The 16,465-nt window shown below is 63.6% G+C and carries 14 protein-coding genes and 1 tRNA gene; 7 read left to right on the top strand and 8 right to left on the bottom strand.

The window, feature by feature from the left end; all coding sequences use genetic code 11:
* Nucleotides 1-32: 32 nt before the first annotated feature.
* Together G4Z14_RS06895 and G4Z14_RS06890 are read left to right on the top strand one after the other, a co-directional pair.
* Entirely contained in the window at nucleotides 33-1,022 is a 990-nt protein-coding gene (locus G4Z14_RS06895) for a glycosyltransferase family 2 protein (RefSeq protein ID WP_164624065.1), read from the top strand.
* Complete coding sequence (locus tag G4Z14_RS06890) at nucleotides 1,019-2,716, top strand: beta-1,6-N-acetylglucosaminyltransferase (RefSeq protein ID WP_164624064.1); 1,698 nt, start codon at nucleotides 1,019-1,021, stop codon at nucleotides 2,714-2,716. Before G4Z14_RS06895 ends, G4Z14_RS06890 begins: the two co-directional genes overlap by 4 nt.
* Nucleotides 2,717-2,723: 7 nt before the next feature.
* On the opposite strand, the gene G4Z14_RS06885 is transcribed toward G4Z14_RS06890, so the two are convergent.
* From G4Z14_RS06885 to G4Z14_RS06850, 8 genes are all read right to left on the bottom strand, one after another.
* Nucleotides 2,724-3,188 (bottom strand): PTS sugar transporter subunit IIA, encoded by a 465-nt coding sequence (locus G4Z14_RS06885; RefSeq protein ID WP_164624063.1) that lies wholly within the window; start codon nucleotides 3,186-3,188, stop codon nucleotides 2,724-2,726.
* Nucleotides 3,189-3,224: 36 nt separating this feature from the next.
* Nucleotides 3,225-3,800, bottom strand: coding sequence for a ribosome hibernation-promoting factor, HPF/YfiA family (gene hpf / locus G4Z14_RS06880; RefSeq protein ID WP_164624062.1), 576 nt, complete (start codon nucleotides 3,798-3,800; stop codon nucleotides 3,225-3,227).
* A gap of 213 nt (nucleotides 3,801-4,013) precedes the next feature.
* Nucleotides 4,014-4,772, bottom strand: coding sequence for an LPS export ABC transporter ATP-binding protein (gene lptB, locus G4Z14_RS06875; RefSeq protein ID WP_164624061.1), 759 nt, complete (start codon nucleotides 4,770-4,772; stop codon nucleotides 4,014-4,016).
* Nucleotides 4,772-5,266: an LptA/OstA family protein gene (locus G4Z14_RS06870; RefSeq protein ID WP_164624060.1), complete on the bottom strand. Its 495-nt coding sequence runs from the start codon at nucleotides 5,264-5,266 to the stop codon at nucleotides 4,772-4,774. The genes lptB and G4Z14_RS06870 overlap by 1 nt, the downstream gene beginning before the upstream one ends.
* Nucleotides 5,267-5,278: 12 nt before the next feature.
* A complete protein-coding gene (lptC, locus tag G4Z14_RS06865) occupies nucleotides 5,279-5,881 on the bottom strand; it encodes an LPS export ABC transporter periplasmic protein LptC (protein ID WP_321573012.1) in 603 nt (200 codons plus the stop codon).
* Nucleotide 5,882: 1 nt separating this feature from the next.
* A complete protein-coding gene (locus G4Z14_RS06860; RefSeq protein ID WP_164624059.1) occupies nucleotides 5,883-6,848 on the bottom strand; it encodes a KpsF/GutQ family sugar-phosphate isomerase in 966 nt (321 codons plus the stop codon).
* Nucleotides 6,829-7,443 carry a ribonuclease D gene (locus G4Z14_RS06855; RefSeq protein ID WP_164624058.1) on the bottom strand — a complete coding sequence of 205 codons (615 nt, stop codon included), beginning with the start codon at nucleotides 7,441-7,443 and terminating at the stop codon, nucleotides 6,829-6,831. Before G4Z14_RS06855 ends, G4Z14_RS06860 begins: the two co-directional genes overlap by 20 nt.
* Nucleotides 7,444-7,559: 116 nt before the next feature.
* Nucleotides 7,560-7,644: transfer RNA gene (locus G4Z14_RS06850), tRNA-Leu, on the bottom strand.
* A 181-nt stretch (nucleotides 7,645-7,825) separates the two neighbouring features.
* Between G4Z14_RS06850 and G4Z14_RS06845 the strand changes: the two genes are divergently transcribed.
* The 5 genes from G4Z14_RS06845 (at nucleotide 7,826) to gltB (ending at nucleotide 16,461) form a co-directional block, all read left to right on the top strand.
* Entirely contained in the window at nucleotides 7,826-8,809 is a 984-nt protein-coding gene (locus G4Z14_RS06845) for a complex I NDUFA9 subunit family protein (protein ID WP_164624057.1), read from the top strand.
* Nucleotides 8,810-9,610, top strand: a complete 801-nt coding sequence (locus G4Z14_RS06840; RefSeq protein WP_164624056.1) for an undecaprenyl-diphosphate phosphatase — start codon at nucleotides 8,810-8,812, stop codon at nucleotides 9,608-9,610.
* Nucleotides 9,611-9,783: 173 nt separating this feature from the next.
* A complete protein-coding gene (locus G4Z14_RS06835; RefSeq protein ID WP_164624055.1) occupies nucleotides 9,784-11,220 on the top strand; it encodes an NAD(P)-dependent oxidoreductase in 1,437 nt (478 codons plus the stop codon).
* 14 nt (nucleotides 11,221-11,234) lie between these two features.
* Complete coding sequence (locus G4Z14_RS06830) at nucleotides 11,235-11,936, top strand: hypothetical protein (RefSeq protein ID WP_227751578.1); 702 nt, start codon at nucleotides 11,235-11,237, stop codon at nucleotides 11,934-11,936.
* Nucleotides 11,923-16,461, top strand: coding sequence for a glutamate synthase large subunit (gene gltB, locus G4Z14_RS06825; protein ID WP_164624053.1), 4,539 nt, complete (start codon nucleotides 11,923-11,925; stop codon nucleotides 16,459-16,461). Before G4Z14_RS06830 ends, gltB begins: the two co-directional genes overlap by 14 nt.
* Nucleotides 16,462-16,465: the final 4 nt, after the last annotated feature.

Below are 16,465 nucleotides of genomic sequence, written 5' to 3'. Positions count from 1 at the left end.
AAGTCTGGGGTTTGAGCGTCTTTTCCAGATACATGCTTCGGCTTGCGCGCAAGCGCTGGCTGATCCGGGCTTTTCGCAAACGCCGGGAGCTGCGGGCGGTGTCGGAGCGCACGGCGCGGATCGCCCCCGGCAACATCCTGCTTTACTCGACCTTCCGCAATGAACGGGTGCGGCTGCCGTTCTTTCTGAGCTATTATCGCGACCTCGGCGTTAACCACTTCCTGATGGTGGACAATGGCAGCGATGACGGGGGCCGGGAATACCTGGCGGCGCAGCCGGATGTGTCGCTGTGGACCACGGGCCACAGCTATAAACGGTCGCGTTTCGGAGTCGACTGGCTGAACTGGCTGCAATTCAAATACGGGCACGACCACTGGTGCCTTGTCGTCGATCCGGACGAATTCTTCGTCTATCCGTTCTGCGACACGCGGCCGCTGCGGGCGCTGACCGATTGGCTGGACGCCTCGTCGATCAAGTCGTTTTCGGCGATGCTTCTTGACATGTATCCCAAGGGACCGTTTGACGCGCAGACCTATCACGAAGGGCAGGACCCGTTCGAAATCGCGCAGTGGTTCGACAGCGGCAATTACACGATCGAGCGTAACCGCAAATACGGCAACCTGTGGATCCAGGGCGGCCCACGCGCCCGGGTATTCTTCGCCGACCTGCCTGAACGGGCGCCGGCGTTGAACAAGGTCCCGCTTGTCAAATGGCATCGGTCTTATGCCTATGCTTCCTCGACCCACATGCTTTTGCCGCGCGGGCTCAATCAGGTCTATGACGAATGGGGCGGAGAAAAGGCTTCGGGCGTGTTGCTTCATGCCAAGTTTCTCGACACCTTCGCGCGCAAGGCCGAAGAAGAGATGGAGCGCAAGCAGCACTACGCCAACAGCCACGAATATCGCGCCTATCGGCTGGCCATGGCCAGAGAGCCCGATCTGTGGTGCAAATGGTCCGAGAAATACATCAACTGGCGCCAGCTGGAGATTTTGGGCCTGATGTCGAAGGGGAACTGGGCGTGACCGTCGGCTTCGTCATGCTGTGCCACACGGCACTGGACCGGGCGGCGCAGGTGGCGCGGCACTGGGCCACGCATGACTGCCCGGTGGTGATCCATGTCGACAAGCGGGTGAAGCGCAAGGCCTATGACGGGCTGGTGCGGGCGCTGGCCGATTTGCAGAACGTGCGGTTTTCCGGGCGGCATGCCTGTGAATGGGGCACCTGGGGCATCGTTGCTGCCACACAGGAAGCCTCGACCATCATGCTGCGGCACTTTCCGAAGGTGCGGCACGTCTATCTGTCCTCCGGTTCCTGCCTGCCGCTGCGCCCGGTGGAAGAGCTGGTGCGCTATCTCGACGAACGCCAGCGCACCGATTTCATCGAAAGCGTCACCACCGAAGATGTCGGCTGGACCATCGGCGGGCTGGATGTCGAACGCTTCACCCTGCGGTTCCCGTTTTCGTGGCGCAAGCAACGGCGGCTGTTTGACGGCTATGTCCGCCTGCAGCGCCGCCTGCGCTTTCGCCGTCGCATCCCGGCGGGTATCGTGCCGCATCTGGGCAGCCAGTGGTGGTGCCTGACGCGGCAAACCCTGTCGGCCATCCTGGAAAACCCGGAGCGGGAGGAGATCGACCGCTATTTCCGCCGGGTTTGGATTCCCGACGAATCCTACTTCCAGACGCTGGTCCGTCAGGTCTCGGCCAATGTCGAAAGCCGATCGCTGACGCTGTCGAAGTTCGATTTCCAGGGCAAGCCGCACATCTTCTACGATGACCACCTGCAAATCCTGCGCCGGTCCGATTGCTTTGTCGCGCGCAAGATCTGGCCGCATGCGGCACGGCTTTACGCCACGTTCCTGTCCGACGATCCCGGCAACCAGCCGGCGGCCGAACCGAACCCCGGCAAGATTGACCGGCTCTTTGCCCGCGCGGTCGAGCGGCGGACAAAGGGCCGGGCCGGGCTTTACATGCAATCGCGCTATCCGAACGTGAACTGGGAAAACGGCCGCACCGCCGCGCCCTATTCCGTGTTCGAGGGCTTTTCCGACCTGTTCGAAAATTTCGAGATCTGGCTTGGCAAGGCCACCGGCACCCGGGTTCATGGCCATCTTTTCGCGCCGGAACGGGTGCATTTCGCGGCAGGCGATGCGGTCTACAACGGCGCGCTTTCCGACAGCGCGGCGATGCGCGACTACAACTCGAAAAGCTTTCTGACCAACCTGATCTGGAACACCCGGGGCGAGCGTCAGTGTTTCCAGTTCGGGCCGGCCGACAATCAGAAGCTTGCAGGCTTCGTCGCGGGCGATTCAAACGCGCAGATTTCGGTAATTTCCGGGGCCTGGGCGATCCCGCTGTTCCATTCGAACCGCAATTTCGGGGATATCCGGCGCGAGGCGGCGCAGTTGCAGAAGATCGAGGCGGAATTTCTGTCGATCCTGCGGGCCTCCTGGGTCAAGGCGCGGGTCCGCACCTGGACGCTGGCCGAATTCGTCGAAAGCCCGATGGAGCCGTTGCAGACCATCGTTGACGAGATCAGCCCACGCTCCATGCGCCGCCTGACCGAGGCGCCGCGACTCGCCGATCTGACCGGCTTTGGGCAATTTCTGCAAAACCTGCGCAATCAGGGGATGCAGCCGGTTCTCATGGGCGATTTCCCGACCTCCGGGGCGCTACCAAACGGAACATCCCGCCGCGGCCGGCCTTATCTGGTCAAGTGATCCACCCTCAGGCGGCAGCCGGCGCCTTGGCTTCGGTCAGGATGGCATACAGCTTGGACGGGTCGCTGTTGGCGCGCAGCTTGGCGCAGGTGCCGGCATCGCGCATCGTCCGGCTGACCAGCGCCAGAGCCTTCAGATGGTCCACCCCGGAATCCTTGGGGGCAAGCAGGCAGAACACCAGGTCGACCGGCTGGCGGTCGACGCTTTCATAATCCAGCGGCTTTTCCAGCCGCAGGAAGATGCCGGTGATCTTCTCCATCCCGACCAGACGGGCGTGGGGCAGGGCAATGCCATTGCCCACACCCGTCGGTCCAAGGCTCTCGCGCTCTTGCAGCCCGTCGATGGCGGTGGCGGCGGTCAGGCCATAGGCCTGCGAAGCGATCTCCCCCAGTTCCTGGAAGAGACGCTTCTTCGACGTCATCTGGCCCAGCACCCGCACCGCGGCAGGGGTCAGAAGTTTAGACAGGTCCATCGGCCGTTCCCGTATCCGCCGCCCGTGACGGACGGCTCATTTGCTGTTGCGCGGGTCGATCCAGCCGATATTGCCGTCATCCCGGCGATATACGACGTTCACCCCGCCATGTCCCTCATTGCGGAACACCAGCATCCGCTGACTGCCCAGCTCAAGCTGCATGACCGCTTCGCCGACGGTGATCGAAGGAATCTTCGTCTCCATCTCGGCAATGACGATCGGCTGCAATTCGCCGGAGTCACCGTCTTCGGGTTCCTCTGTTGGCGCGAGGATATACGAGGACGCCCCGCCGAATTCAACAGGGGCCGGACGGTTCTGGTGATGGTTGCGGATGCGGCGCTTGTAGCGGCGCAGCTGCTTGTCCATCTTCTCGCGGCAGGATTCAAAGGCGGCATAGATTTCGGCGGCATGCCCCTTGGCCTGGGCATTCAGCCCGGTCGACAGGTGAATGGTCGCCTCGCAGACATACTCATGCGCGGATTTGGAAAACACCACCACCGCCTCGGTCGGCCGCTGGGCATACTTCTCCACAACTTCGCCAAGTTCGGCCTTCACATGGGTCTGAAGCGCCTCACCGATGTCGATTTGTTTACCGCTGATTTGATAGCGCATGATGCCTCCTTCGCGCAGGTGATCAGCCCCGGACTTCCGCCGAGGTCTGTGAATTTTTCGTTGTTCTTATGGGGGGTCTGGCAGTCAACCGGCGATCATGGCGGGGCCGGGGGCTGGCCGCATCGTCAGGACCGTGAAGGGCAAGTGACGGTTGCATCCCCTTCATTTGGGGACGCGCAGGGGCACTTGTCAACTGCGGCGTATGGCCTTCGGTCAAATGATGCGGAAGTTCTCGCCGAGATAGACACGGCGCACCATTTCATCGCGGATGATTTCGTCGGTTGTGCCGTGCTTCAGCACCGTGCCATCGTGCAAAATATAAGCGCGATCAACAATTTCCAGCGTTTCGCGCACGTTGTGGTCGGTGATGAGAACGCCGATGCCGCGCGATTTCAGATCATGGACCAGATGGCGGATTTCCCCGACTGCAATCGGGTCAACCCCGGCGAACGGCTCGTCCAGCAGCAGGTATTTCGGATCGGCAGCCAGACAGCGGGCGATCTCGACCCGCCGGCGTTCTCCGCCTGACAGGGCCAGCGCTGGGGCGCGGCGCAGATGGGTGATGGAAAACTCGCTGAGGAGTTCTTCCAGCCGCTCGCGCCGCTTGTGCCGATCGCCTTCGCGAATCTCCAGCACGGCCAGAATGTTGTCTTCAACCGACAGGCCCCGGAAGATCGACACCTCTTGCGGCAGATAGCCGATGCCCAGGCGCGCCCGGCGATACATCGGCAGCGCGGTCACATCGCGCCCGTCGATCAACACCTGCCCGCCCTCGGGCGTCACCAGCCCGGCGATGGAATAGAAGGTCGTGGTCTTGCCCGAGCCGTTCGGGCCCAGAAGCGCGACGACCTCGCCGCGGTTCAACTGCATCGACACGTCGCGGATCACCGGGCGGCGCTTGTAGCTTTTGCGCAGCGCGCGGATCGTCAGGCCGCCTGTGCCTTCGGTGACGCCAAGATCTGGACGGCTCATCAGTTGCCCCCCGGCATGAAGGTGGTGGTCACGCCGCCCTCCATGCGCCCGGTGCCGGTTTTCAGGTTGATGTGCAGCGTGTCGCCCTTGATCGCGGTGGCGCCCTGGGTCATCAGTACGCCGCCCATCATCACCACTTCGCCCGAAGCGATAGTGTAGACGGCTTCGGCGGCCTCGGCCGCGTCGGTGGCATTGACCATCAGGACGCCGCCGGTCGCGTGCAGCCGGTCAATGGCCTTGCCGGTTGCATCATATTCCACCTTCACCTCGCCGGCCTGCAGGCGCATCTCGCCCTGCTTGACCAGAACTTCGCCGGCAAAGATCGCGGTGCCGTCGGCCTGATTGACCGACAGGCTTTCGGCGGTCACTTCGACGGGCAGGCCGGTATCGGCCTTCAGCCCGCCGAAGGAAACCTCTGTCCCCTGCGCCATGGCCGGAGCGCTGGCAAGGCCAAGGGCCAAGGCAAGCAAAGCGGGGAAGAAACGATCAAGCATCGGGAAAATCCGTCAAGGCTGGGGCCGGTATATCAGGCGAACGCCCTTGTTGAAAACCAGAAGATGGGTAGAGCCATCCGCCGCGCGGTCCAGTCGCAGGCCACCCGAAGTCAGCTCTCCCATCGGCGCCGTCGCGGTGACCGGCCCGCCGCTTTCCAGAAAGCTGCGGTCGGTGCCCATGGTCAGGCTGTCGGTCACCACCTCATACCCGGTCGATGTGGAAAGTCTGACCCCGTCGTGCAACTCCAGCTGACCCGCTGTGCGGTCAAGTTTTCCGGCGGCAGCCGTGATTTCGGTCACCGCCCCGTCGGCAGACGCAAGCTGTCCACGCAGCCCCGCCACCTCTGCCCCGCCGGCAACAGGCGCTGCCCGGTCGGCAGAAAGTGTCAGCGTTGCGCCGTCCGAGGTGACGGTCGCAAAACCCGCGCCGGTCATGCGGGGCTCGGCCAGGCGGTCAGCGATTTCGACATCGGCATAGGGGATGGCATCCTCGGGGTCGATCGGCGGTGAGATCAGGAAAAGCGAGGACAGGATTGCCAGCGCCACCAGCGGCAAGCTGACTTTCAGGATCATCACCACCCTGGAATGCAGGTTGTCGCTGGCCGGGCGGGCCACCTCAGACCACTCCGGCGCGCAGGCAATCGTGGATGTGGACGATGCCCAGCGGCTTGCCGGGATCGGCCGGATCGACCACGAACAGGCTGGTGATCTTGCGGTCGTTCATCTCGGCCACAGCCTTTTCGGCCAGTGCCTCGGGCGCGATGGCGCGGGGGTTCTTCGTCATCACCTGCCCGGCGGTCAGGGCCAGAAGCCCCTCCATATGCCGCCGCAGGTCGCCGTCGGTGATGATGCCGGCCAGAAGCCCGGCATCATCGGTCACGCCCACGACGCCAAACCCCTTGCGGCTGATCTCGATCAGCGCCTCGCCCATGGGGCGGTCCCAGCCGATCAGCGGCACCTCGTCATGCATCAGGTCCGCGACCTTCAGCAGCTTCGCGCCCAGCTTGCCGCCGGGGTGGAACATGCGGAAATGCTCGGGCGTGAACCGCCGGTGTTCCATCAGCGCAATCGCCAGCGCATCGCCAAGCGCCAGCGTCATGGTGGTGGAGGTGGTCGGCACGATCCCGGTTTCGCAGGCTTCCGGCACCTGCGGCAGCAAGATCGCCACATCGGATTGCCGCAGCAGGGTCGAGCCTTCGCGGCTGGCAATCCCGATCAGCGGGATGGAGAACCGCCGGGTATGGGCGATGATGTCGGCCAGTTCCGAGGTCTCGCCCGAATTCGACAGCACCAGCGCCACGTCGCCCGACGTCACCATGCCCAGATCGCCGTGGCTGGCCTCGGCGGGATGGACGAAGTGCGCGGGCGTCCCGGTGGAGGCGAATGTCGCCGCGATCTTGCGCGCGATATGGCCCGATTTTCCCATGCCCGAAACGATCACCCGGCCCTGCGCGGCAAGGATCAGTTCCACCGCGCGGCCGAAACTGTCGCCAAGGCTGTCGCCCAGAATGCCCAGGGCCTCGGTCTCGCGCGCGATGACGCGGCGGCCGGTGGCCAGAAAATCAGTGGTGGAAGAGATCATTCGGCTCGTCCCATCCCAGAAGATCCAGTTCCGCCCGGGCAGGCAGGAAATCAAAGCAGCGCTGCGCCAGATCCATCCGGCCCTCGCGCAGCAGGATCGCCTCCAGCGCGTCCTTCAGCTTGTGCAGATACAGCACGTCCGAGGCGGCATATTCCTTCTGCGCCTCGGTCAGTGTCGCCGAGCCCCAGTCCGAAGTCTGCTGCGCCTTGGACACATCGACCCCGACATATTCCGCCAGCAGGTACTTCAGCCCGTGCCGGTCGGTGTAGGTGCGGATCAGCTTCGAGGCGATCTTCGTGCACCAGACCGGCGCCGTGCGGACGCCAAAGGCCTTTTGCAGCGCGGCCACGTCAAAGCGGCCAAAGTGAAACAGCTTCAGCACCGCCGGATCGGTCAGAAGCCGCTCCAGATTGGGCGCGCTGGTCTGGCCACGGGCGATCTGCACCAGATGGGCGTCGCCCTTGCCATCCGACAGCTGCACCACGCAAAGCCGGTCGCGGCGCGGGTCAAGGCCCATGGTCTCGGTGTCGATCGCCACGATCGGGCCAAGGGTCAGGCCGTCAGGCAGGTCATTTGCGTGCAGGTGGATGGTCAAGGCGGGGTTCCGTTCCGAATATGTCGGCTTCGGCTTAGACCTGCCAAGGGGAGGGGTCAACGTTGACGCGGGCCGAAAAGCAAAAGACCGCCCGAAGGCGGCCTCTTGAGAGTAGTTGGTGCCCAGAAGAGGACTCGAACCTCCACGCCTTGCGGCGCTGGTACCTGAAACCAGTGCGTCTACCAATTCCGCCATCTGGGCACGCTTCAGTGGGGCGGGGTGTAGCCGCGGCAAATGGGGGAGTCAACGGGCTTTTCGGCGGCTTTTTGTGTTTTTTCGTCGCGACGTGAAAACGGCCTTTGGTCTTGCCCGTGACCGGCGGCAAAGCTATTCAGGGCCAAACCGGAGGCCGGTCCTCCGTGTGCCAGCAAGGGGTTTGGCCATGAGCAAGCTTGTCACCATCTACGGCGGTTCGGGTTTCGTCGGGCGTTATATTGCCCGGCGCATGGCGCAGGCAGGCTGGCGGGTGCGGGTGGCGGTGCGCCGCCCGAACGAGGCGCTGCACGTCAAGCCCTATGGCGTCGTCGGTCAGGTGGAGCCGGTGCTGTGCAATGTGCGCAACGATGCCTCGGTGGCCGCTGCCATGGCGGGGTCGGATGCGGTGGTGAACTGCGTCGGCACCTTTGACCGCGGCGGCAAGAACAACTTCAGCGCCGTGCAGGCCGAAGCGCCGGGCCGCATCGCGCGCATCGCGGCGGCAAGCGGCGTGCAGACACTGGTGCATATCTCGGCCATCGGCGCCAATCCCGAAGGCGGCAGCCTTTATGCGCGGTCGAAGGGCGAGGGCGAGAAGGCCGTTCTGGCGGCCTTCCCGAATGCCATGATCCTGCGGCCGTCAGTGATCTTCGGCTCCGAGGACCATTTCTTCAACCGCTTTGCCGCGATGTCCCGCCTTGGGGCGATCCTGCCGGTTGTCGGTGCCGGCACCCGTTTCCAGCCGGTGCATGTCGACGATGTGGCGCAGGCTGCAGTCAAGGGTGTGCTGGGGCAGGCCCATGGCATCTATGAACTCGGCGGACCGGAAGTGGCGACCTTCCGTGACCTGATGGGCAAGATGCTGGGCATCATCCGCCGCCGCCGTCTGGTGCTGAACACGCCGTTCTTCGTGGCCAAGGCCATGGCCACGGCGCTTGATTTCGGCTCTGCCCTGACGCTGGGCCTGATCCCGAACAAGATCCTGACCCGCGATCAGGTCGACAGCCTGAAATCCGACAACGTAGTCTCGGCGGGCGCCAGGGGCTTTGCCGATCTGGGGATTGAACCCACCGACATGGACTCGGTGCTGCCGGAATATCTGTGGTGCCACCGGCCCTCGGGCCAGTATGCCGCCATCATGGAATCGGCCAAGAATCTGCGGAAAGCCTGATTGGGCGATCTGCTGACCGCTGCTTTTCTGGGCCTTGTCGAGGGCCTGACCGAGTTCCTGCCGGTATCCTCCACTGGGCATCTGCTCTTGTCCTCGCATTTTCTGGGCTTTGAAAGTGCCGGCAAGACCTTTGAGGTGGTGATCCAGCTTGGCGCAGTGCTGGCACTTCTGACCGTCTATTTCGGCAAGCTCTGGCAGGTGTTCTCGACAGTCCATCGTGACCCGGCCTCGGCGCGCTTTGTCGCTTCGGTGACGCTTGCCTTTCTGCCCGCCGTGGTGGTGGGCGTTCTGGCGCATGACTTCATCAAGTCCGTGCTGTTCGAAACGCCGCGCCTGATCGCGGTCATGCTGATCCTTGGTGGCGTGGTGCTGCTGTTCGTTGACCGGCTTGCCCCGGAGCCCCGGCACCATGACGCCACGGCGCTGCCGTTCCGCAAGGCGCTGGTGATCGGGGTGGTGCAATGTCTGGCGATGATTCCCGGCGTGTCCCGGTCTGGTGCCACCATCGTCGGCGCGCTGTTTCTTGGCGTCGAAAAGCGCGCGGCGGCGGAGTTTTCGTTCTTCCTGTCAATGCCGACCATGGCGGCGGCGGTGGGCTATGATCTGTTGAAGAACCGCGACGTGCTGGACTTTTCGGCGCTGTCCGAGATCGGCGTCGGGTTCGGGCTGGCGTTCTTGACGGGTGTCATCGTGGTGAAATGGCTGCTCGGCTACATCAGCCGGCATGGCTATGTGCTGTTCGGCTGGTGGCGAATCATCCTCGGCGCCGCCGCGCTTGGGGCGCTTTCGCTGGGGTATTGAGGAAATAGGTAAATCTAGCTGACCATTTTTTGCGAGATAAATGAGAAGCTGGGCGTATAGGGGCGGAAATTACCGCCAATAGGTCAGCTGTGCTGACTTTTATTTGTCGGCATCCCAAAGTATCCCTGCGACGGAAGAAAACTCTGTCGAAAATCCTTTGGGGGCGCGCAGCCATGGCCACGCAGAAGATGCTGAAATTCGTCACGGTCGGCAAGGAAATGCCGACCAAGCGCGAAGCGGCCAACCGGGCGACCGATTTCCACGAAATCTACCGCGAATTTGCCTCGGAAAAGGCGGCCGAACAGGCCAGCCGCTGCAGCCAGTGTGGCGTGCCCTATTGCCAGTCGCATTGCCCGCTGCACAACAACATCCCCGACTGGCTGCGCCTCACCGCCGAGGGCCGGCTGCAAGAGGCCTATGAGATCAGTCAGGCCACCAACACCTTCCCCGAAATCTGCGGCCGCATCTGCCCGCAGGACCGGCTGTGCGAGGGCAACTGCGTCATCGAACAGTCGGGCCACGGCACGGTGACGATCGGCGCGGTGGAGAAATACATCACCGACACCGCATGGGAACAGGGCTGGGTCCAGCCGATCAAGCCCCATGCCGAGCGTTCGGAATCGGTCGGCATCATCGGCGCTGGCCCGGGTGGTCTTGCTGCCGCCGACATGCTGCGCCGGCAGGGCGTGCAGGTCACGGTCTATGACCGCTACGACCGCGCGGGCGGGCTGCTGACCTATGGCATCCCCGGCTTCAAGCTGGAAAAGCCGGTGGTGATGCAGCGCATCGAACAGCTGGAAAAGGCCGGGGTGCAGTTCGTGATGAATTGCAACGTGGGCGTGGACATCTCGTTCGATGCCATCCGCGGCCAGCATGACGCGGTGCTGATTGCGACCGGCGTCTACAAGGTGCGCGCCATCGAGGCGCCGGGCGCGGGTCTGTCGGGCATCGTCAAGGCGCTCGACTACCTAACCGCCTCCAACCGCAAGTCCTTTGGCGATGATGTGGCCGAGTTCGACAACGGCACGCTGGATGCCAAGGGCAAGCGCGTGGTGGTGATCGGCGGCGGCGATACCGCGATGGATTGCGTGCGCACCGCCATTCGGCAGGGTGCGGTTTCAGTGAAGTGCCTTTACCGCCGCGACAAGGCGAACATGCCCGGCTCGATGCGCGAAGTGCAGAACGCCGAGGAGGAAGGCGTCGATTTCGTCTGGCTCTCGGCCCCCCGGGGCTTTACCGGCAATGGCGCGGTTGACGGGGTTCTGGTGCAGAAGATGCGCCTTGGTGCGCCGGATGCCTCGGGCCGCCAGTCGCCGGAAGTGATCGAGGGCGCGGATTACGCCGAGCCGGCCGAGCTGGTGGTGCAGGCGCTGGGGTTCGAGCCGGAAGATCTTCCGACGCTCTGGGGCGTGCCGGATCTGGGCGTCACCCGCTGGGGCACCGTCAAGGCCGATTTCCGCAGCCATGCCACCAATCTGCCCGGCGTCTATGCCGCCGGCGACATCGTGCGGGGCGCGAGCCTTGTGGTCTGGGCGATCCGCGATGGCCGCGAGGCGGCCGAGGCGATCCTTGGCTATCTGGCTCAACCGAACGCCGTTGCGGCGGAATGACGTCAGGTTCACCGATGAAAGCCCTCGCCCTGCCGTTTCTGCTTGCCGCCTCCCCCGCCTTTGCGGGCAGCTTTGTTGCGCCCGAGGGCTGTGCGACCTATCTGACCGTGCAGTCGCGCGGCTGCTATGTGGCGAATTACTACACCTGCGAGGCCGATCCGGCGGGGCACAAATGGCGGGCGGATTTCGATCAGGAAGGTCCGTTCTTCCTGAGCCGGATCGACGACGAGACCCAGTGGATCGAAAGCATCGAGCTGAACCCGGTGGTGACGCAGACGCTGGATGCGAACCCCGACGATCCGGCCAGCTTCAGCACACTGGTTGAAACCGGGCGCGACGACTTCATCTTCGAGCTGTCGAAGGACACGGGCGAGCATTCCAAAGTGCGCGGCTATGACCGGCTGACCGGCAAGACCGTGACCATCGACGGCGTGACGCTGGACGAGACCGAATTCGAATACACCGAAACCGATGCTGCCGGCACCATCCTGCGCCGGGCGCGGGGGAATGAATACATCAGCCGCGACTGGCGGATGTTCTTCTCGGGCGCGTCCGAATGGGACGACGGCAATGGCGGCTGGCTGCCGATGGACGGCCACCCGGTGAAGTTCTTTCGCCCCGGCGACAAGGGCTTTGAATCCACTCAACCGATTTTCGACTGTGACGCCGTGCTGTCGCAGCTTTCCAAGGAGGGCCTGACCCATGACCAACTTTGATGCAGCCTGGGTGAAAGCTGAGGAAGAAAAGCGCGCCTGGCTGGATGCCAACGGGCTTTACAAGGCCGAGGATGAGCATTCGTCTTGCGGCGTCGGTCTGGTGGTTTCGGTCTCGGGCAAGCCCTCGCGCAAGGTCGTGGAAAACGGCATCAACGCGCTGAAGGCGGTCTGGCACCGCGGCGCGGTCGATGCCGATGGCAAGACCGGCGACGGCGCGGGCATCCATGTGCAGATCCCGGTCAAGTTCTTCTACGATCAGGTGCGCCGCACCGGGCATGAGCCCGATCTGCACAAGCTGATCGCGGTTGGTCAGGTTTTCCTGCCGCGCACCGATTTCGGCGCGCAGGAGCGTTGCCGGACCATCGTGGAAACCGAAGTGCTGCGCATGGGCCATTACATCTATGGCTGGCGCCATGTGCCGGTGGACACCAGCGTTCTGGGCGACAAGGCCAATGCCACGCGCCCGGAAATCGAGCAGATCCTGATCCGCTGCGAAAAGGACATCGACCAGGAGCAGTTCGAGCGCGAGCTGTACATCATCCGCCGTCGGATCGAAAAGGCGGCAACCGCCTCGGGCATCGCCGGGATGTACCTGTGCAGCCTGTCGTGCCGCTCGATTATCTACAAGGGCATGATGCTGGCCGAGCAGGTCTCGACCTTCTACCCCGATCTGGAAGACGAGCGGTTTGAAAGCGCCTTTGCGATCTACCACCAGCGCTATTCCACCAACACCTTCCCGCAGTGGTGGCTGGCGCAACCGTTCCGCATGCTCGCGCATAACGGCGAGATCAACACGCTGAAGGGCAACGTCAACTGGATGAAGAGCCATGAGATTCGCATGGCCTCCTCGGCCTTCGGCGACATGGCCGAAGACATCAAGCCGATCATCCCCGGCGGCACGTCGGATTCGGGTGCGCTGGATTCGGTGTTCGAGGTTCTGGTACGCTCGGGCCGGTCGGCGCCGATGGCGAAAACCATGCTGGTGCCGGAAGCCTGGTCGAAGGCCACCACCAACATGCCCAAGGCCTGGGCTGACATGTATTCCTACTGCAATTCGGTGATCGAGCCCTGGGACGGCCCGGCGGCGCTGGCCATGACCGATGGCCGCTGGGTCTGCGGCGGGCTTGACCGCAACGGGCTGCGGCCGATGCGCTATGTGGTGACGGGCGACGGCCTGCTGATCGCCGGGTCCGAGGCCGGCATGGTGCCGGTCGATGAAACCACGATCCGCGAAAAGGGCGCGCTGGGACCGGGGCAGATGATTGCCGTCGATATGGCGGCGGGCAAGCTTTACCACGACACCGAGTTGAAGAACAAACTCGCCGCCGCACAGCCCTATGGCGACTGGATCGGCAAGATCGTTGACCTGAACGCGCTTCTGAAAGACGTGCCGGAAAGAGCGCAGTTCCAGGGGGCCGAGCTGCGCAAGCGCCAGATCGCCGCCGGCTATTCGGTGGAGGAGCTGGAACAGGTCCTGACGCCGATGGCCGAAGACGGCAAGGAAATGGTCGCCTCGATGGGCGATGATACGCCCGCCGCCGTGCTGTCGTCGATCTACCGGCCGCTCAGCCATTTCTTCCGGCAGAACTTCTCTCAGGTCACCAACCCGCCGATCGACAGCTTGCGCGAAGGCCGGGTGATGTCGCTGAAAACCCGCTTCGGCAACCTGCGCAACGTGCTGGACGAAAACTCCAGCCAGACCGAGATTCTGGTGCTGGAAAGCCCCTTCATCGGCAATGCCGAGTATGAGGTGCTGGTGAAGCGCTTTGGCGCACAGGTGGCGTTTATCGACTGCACCTTCCCGGTGACGCCCGGCCATGATGACCTGCGGCAGGCGCTGGAGCGTATCCGGGCCGAGGCCGAAGACGCCGTGCGCTCGGGTGCGGGCCAGCTTGTGCTGACCGACGAACATCAGGGGACGGGCAAGGTCGGCATGCCGATGATCCTTGCGACCAGCGCCATTCATTCCTGGCTGACCCGCAAGGGCCTGCGCACCTTCTGTTCGATCAACGTCCGTTCGGCGGAATGCATCGACGCGCATTATTTCGCCGTGCTGATCGGCTGCGGCGCGACCACGGTGAACGCCTATCTGGCCGAAGATTCCTTGGCCGACCGCATCAACCGTGGCCTGCTGGAAGGCTCGCTCACCGATGCCATGCGGCTTTACCGCGATGCGATCGACGCGGGTCTCTTGAAGATCATGTCGAAGATGGGGATTTCGGTGATCTCCTCCTATCGCGGCGGCCTGAACTTCGAGGCTGTGGGTCTGAGCCGCGCCATGGTGGCGGAATATTTCCCCGGCATGCAAAGCCGGATTTCCGGCATCGGTCTGCACGGGATCGAGCAGAAGCTGGAGGAAATTCACGCGAAGGGCTGGCTGGGCGGTTCCGACGTTCTGCCCATCGGCGGCATCTACAAGGCGCGGCGCTCGGGCGAAAAGCATGCCTGGGAGGCCCAAACCATGCACATGCTGCAATCGGCCTGTGACCGGGCGTCCTATGACATCTGGAAGCAGTATTCGGCGGCAATGCGGGCCAACCCGCCGATCCACATCCGCGACCTTCTGGACATCAAGGCGCTTGGCAAGGCGGTGCCAATTGAAGAGGTGGAAAGCATCACCTCGATCCGCAAGCGCTTTGTCACGCCCGGCATGTCCTTGGGTGCCCTTAGCCCCGAAGCGCATATGACGCTGAACATCGCCATGAACCGCATCGGCGCGAAGTCGGATTCGGGCGAGGGTGGCGAGGACCCGGTGCACCAGCATCCGTTCCCGAACGGCGACAACCCCTGTGCCAAGATCAAGCAGGTGGCCTCGGGCCGCTTTGGCGTGACGGCGGAATATCTGAACGCCTGCGAAGAGCTGGAAATCAAGGTCGCCCAAGGGGCGAAGCCCGGCGAGGGCGGCCAGCTTCCGGGCATGAAGGTGACCGAACTGATCGCGCGGCTGCGCCATTCGACCAAGGGCGTGACGCTGATTTCGCCCCCGCCGCACCACGACATCTATTCGATCGAAGACCTTGCCCAGTTGATCTATGACCTGAAGCAGATCAACCCACGCTGCAAGGTGACGGTGAAGCTGGTGGCGGCCTCGGGCGTGGGCACCATCGCCGCAGGCGTGGCCAAGGCCAAGGCCGACATCATTCTGATCTCGGGCCATAATGGCGGCACCGGGGCCAGCCCGGCCACGTCGATCAAATACGCTGGCCTGCCGTGGGAAATGGGCCTGACCGAGGCGCATCAGGTGCTGTCGATGAACAACCTGCGCGAGCGGGTGACGCTGCGCACCGACGGCGGTCTGCGCACCGGGCGCGATATCGTGATGGCGGCCATGCTGGGTGCCGAGGAATACGGCATCGGCACGGCGGCCCTGATCGCGATGGGCTGCATCATGGTGCGTCAGTGCCAGTCGAACACCTGCCCGGTTGGGGTTTGCACCCAGGACCAGAAGCTGCGCGACAAGTTCACCGGCAGCGCCGACAAGGTGGTGAACCTGATTACCTTCTACGCGCAGGAAGTGCGGGAAATCCTCGCCGCCATCGGCGCGCGGTCGATGGATGAGATCATCGGTCGGGCGGATCTGCTGACGCAGGTCTCGCGCGGTTCGGCGCATCTGGATGATCTGGACCTCAACCCGCTGCTTATCACAGTGGATGGGGCAAACCGCATCACCTATGACCGCTCGAAGCCCCGGAATGCGGTGCCGGACACGCTGGATGCGGAAATCATCAAGGACGGACACCGCTTCTTTGAAGACGGCGAGAAGATGCAACTCAGCTACGCCGTGCGCAACACGCTGCGCACCATCGGCACCCGGGCCTCGTCGCACATCGTCAAGAAGTTCGGCATGAAGAACAATCTTCAGCCCGACCATCTGACCGTGAAGCTCTCGGGCTCTTGCGGTCAGTCGCTGGGGGCCTTTGCGGTGCGGGGCCTCAAGATCGAGGTGCAGGGCGATGCCAACGACTATGTCGGCAAGGGCCTTTCAGGCGGCACGATTACCGTGCGGCCGCAGATGTCTTCGCCGCTGACGGCCTCGGACAACACCATCATCGGCAATACCGTGCTTTACGGCGCGACCGACGGCTTCCTCTATGCCGCCGGCCGCGCGGGCGAACGCTTTGCGGTGCGCAACTCGGGCGCCTCGGTGGTGGTCGAGGGCTGCGGTTCCAACGGGTGTGAATACATGACCGGCGGTGTGGCCGTGATCCTTGGCCGGATCGGTGCCAACTTCGCTGCGGGCATGACCGGCGGCATGGCCTATATCTATGACCCGGCGGGCACGGCCGAGGATTTCGTCAACCCCGAAAGCCTTGTCACCTGCGGCATCGGCCATGGCCACTGGGAGGCGCAGTTGAAAGGCCTGGTCGAGGCTCATGCGGCCGAGACCGGCAGCCGGCTGGCAAGCCGCATTCTGGCGAACTGGGAAGGCGAGCGGGCGAACTTCCTGCAAGTCTGCCCGCGCGAGATGCTGCCGCATCTGGCCCACCCCTTGTCGGATGAGCCGATGAAAGTTCCGGCGGAGTAAAGGA

The sequence above is a fragment of the Tabrizicola oligotrophica genome, assembly GCF_011008935.1.
GTDB lineage: Bacteria > Pseudomonadota > Alphaproteobacteria > Rhodobacterales > Rhodobacteraceae > Tabrizicola_A > Tabrizicola_A oligotrophica.
Note: the sequence above shows the minus strand (reverse complement) of the source record. Positions and strands in the feature narration are given on the sequence as shown.

Coding starts and splice junctions, on each gene's coding strand:
- G4Z14_RS06830 (WP_227751578.1), top strand. CDS start 11,235: ATGAAAGCCCTCGCCCTGCCGTTTCTGCTTGCCGCCTCCCCCGCCTTT.
- G4Z14_RS06860 (WP_164624059.1), bottom strand. CDS start 6,848: ATGATCTCTTCCACCACTGATTTTCTGGCCACCGGCCGCCGCGTCATC.
- G4Z14_RS06895 (WP_164624065.1), top strand. CDS start 33: ATGCTTCGGCTTGCGCGCAAGCGCTGGCTGATCCGGGCTTTTCGCAAA.
- G4Z14_RS06870 (WP_164624060.1), bottom strand. CDS start 5,266: ATGCTTGATCGTTTCTTCCCCGCTTTGCTTGCCTTGGCCCTTGGCCTT.
- G4Z14_RS06845 (WP_164624057.1), top strand. CDS start 7,826: ATGAGCAAGCTTGTCACCATCTACGGCGGTTCGGGTTTCGTCGGGCGT.
- gltB (WP_164624053.1), top strand. CDS start 11,923: ATGACCAACTTTGATGCAGCCTGGGTGAAAGCTGAGGAAGAAAAGCGC.
- G4Z14_RS06835 (WP_164624055.1), top strand. CDS start 9,784: ATGGCCACGCAGAAGATGCTGAAATTCGTCACGGTCGGCAAGGAAATG.
- G4Z14_RS06885 (WP_164624063.1), bottom strand. CDS start 3,188: ATGGACCTGTCTAAACTTCTGACCCCTGCCGCGGTGCGGGTGCTGGGC.
- hpf (WP_164624062.1), bottom strand. CDS start 3,800: ATGCGCTATCAAATCAGCGGTAAACAAATCGACATCGGTGAGGCGCTT.
- lptB (WP_164624061.1), bottom strand. CDS start 4,772: ATGAGCCGTCCAGATCTTGGCGTCACCGAAGGCACAGGCGGCCTGACG.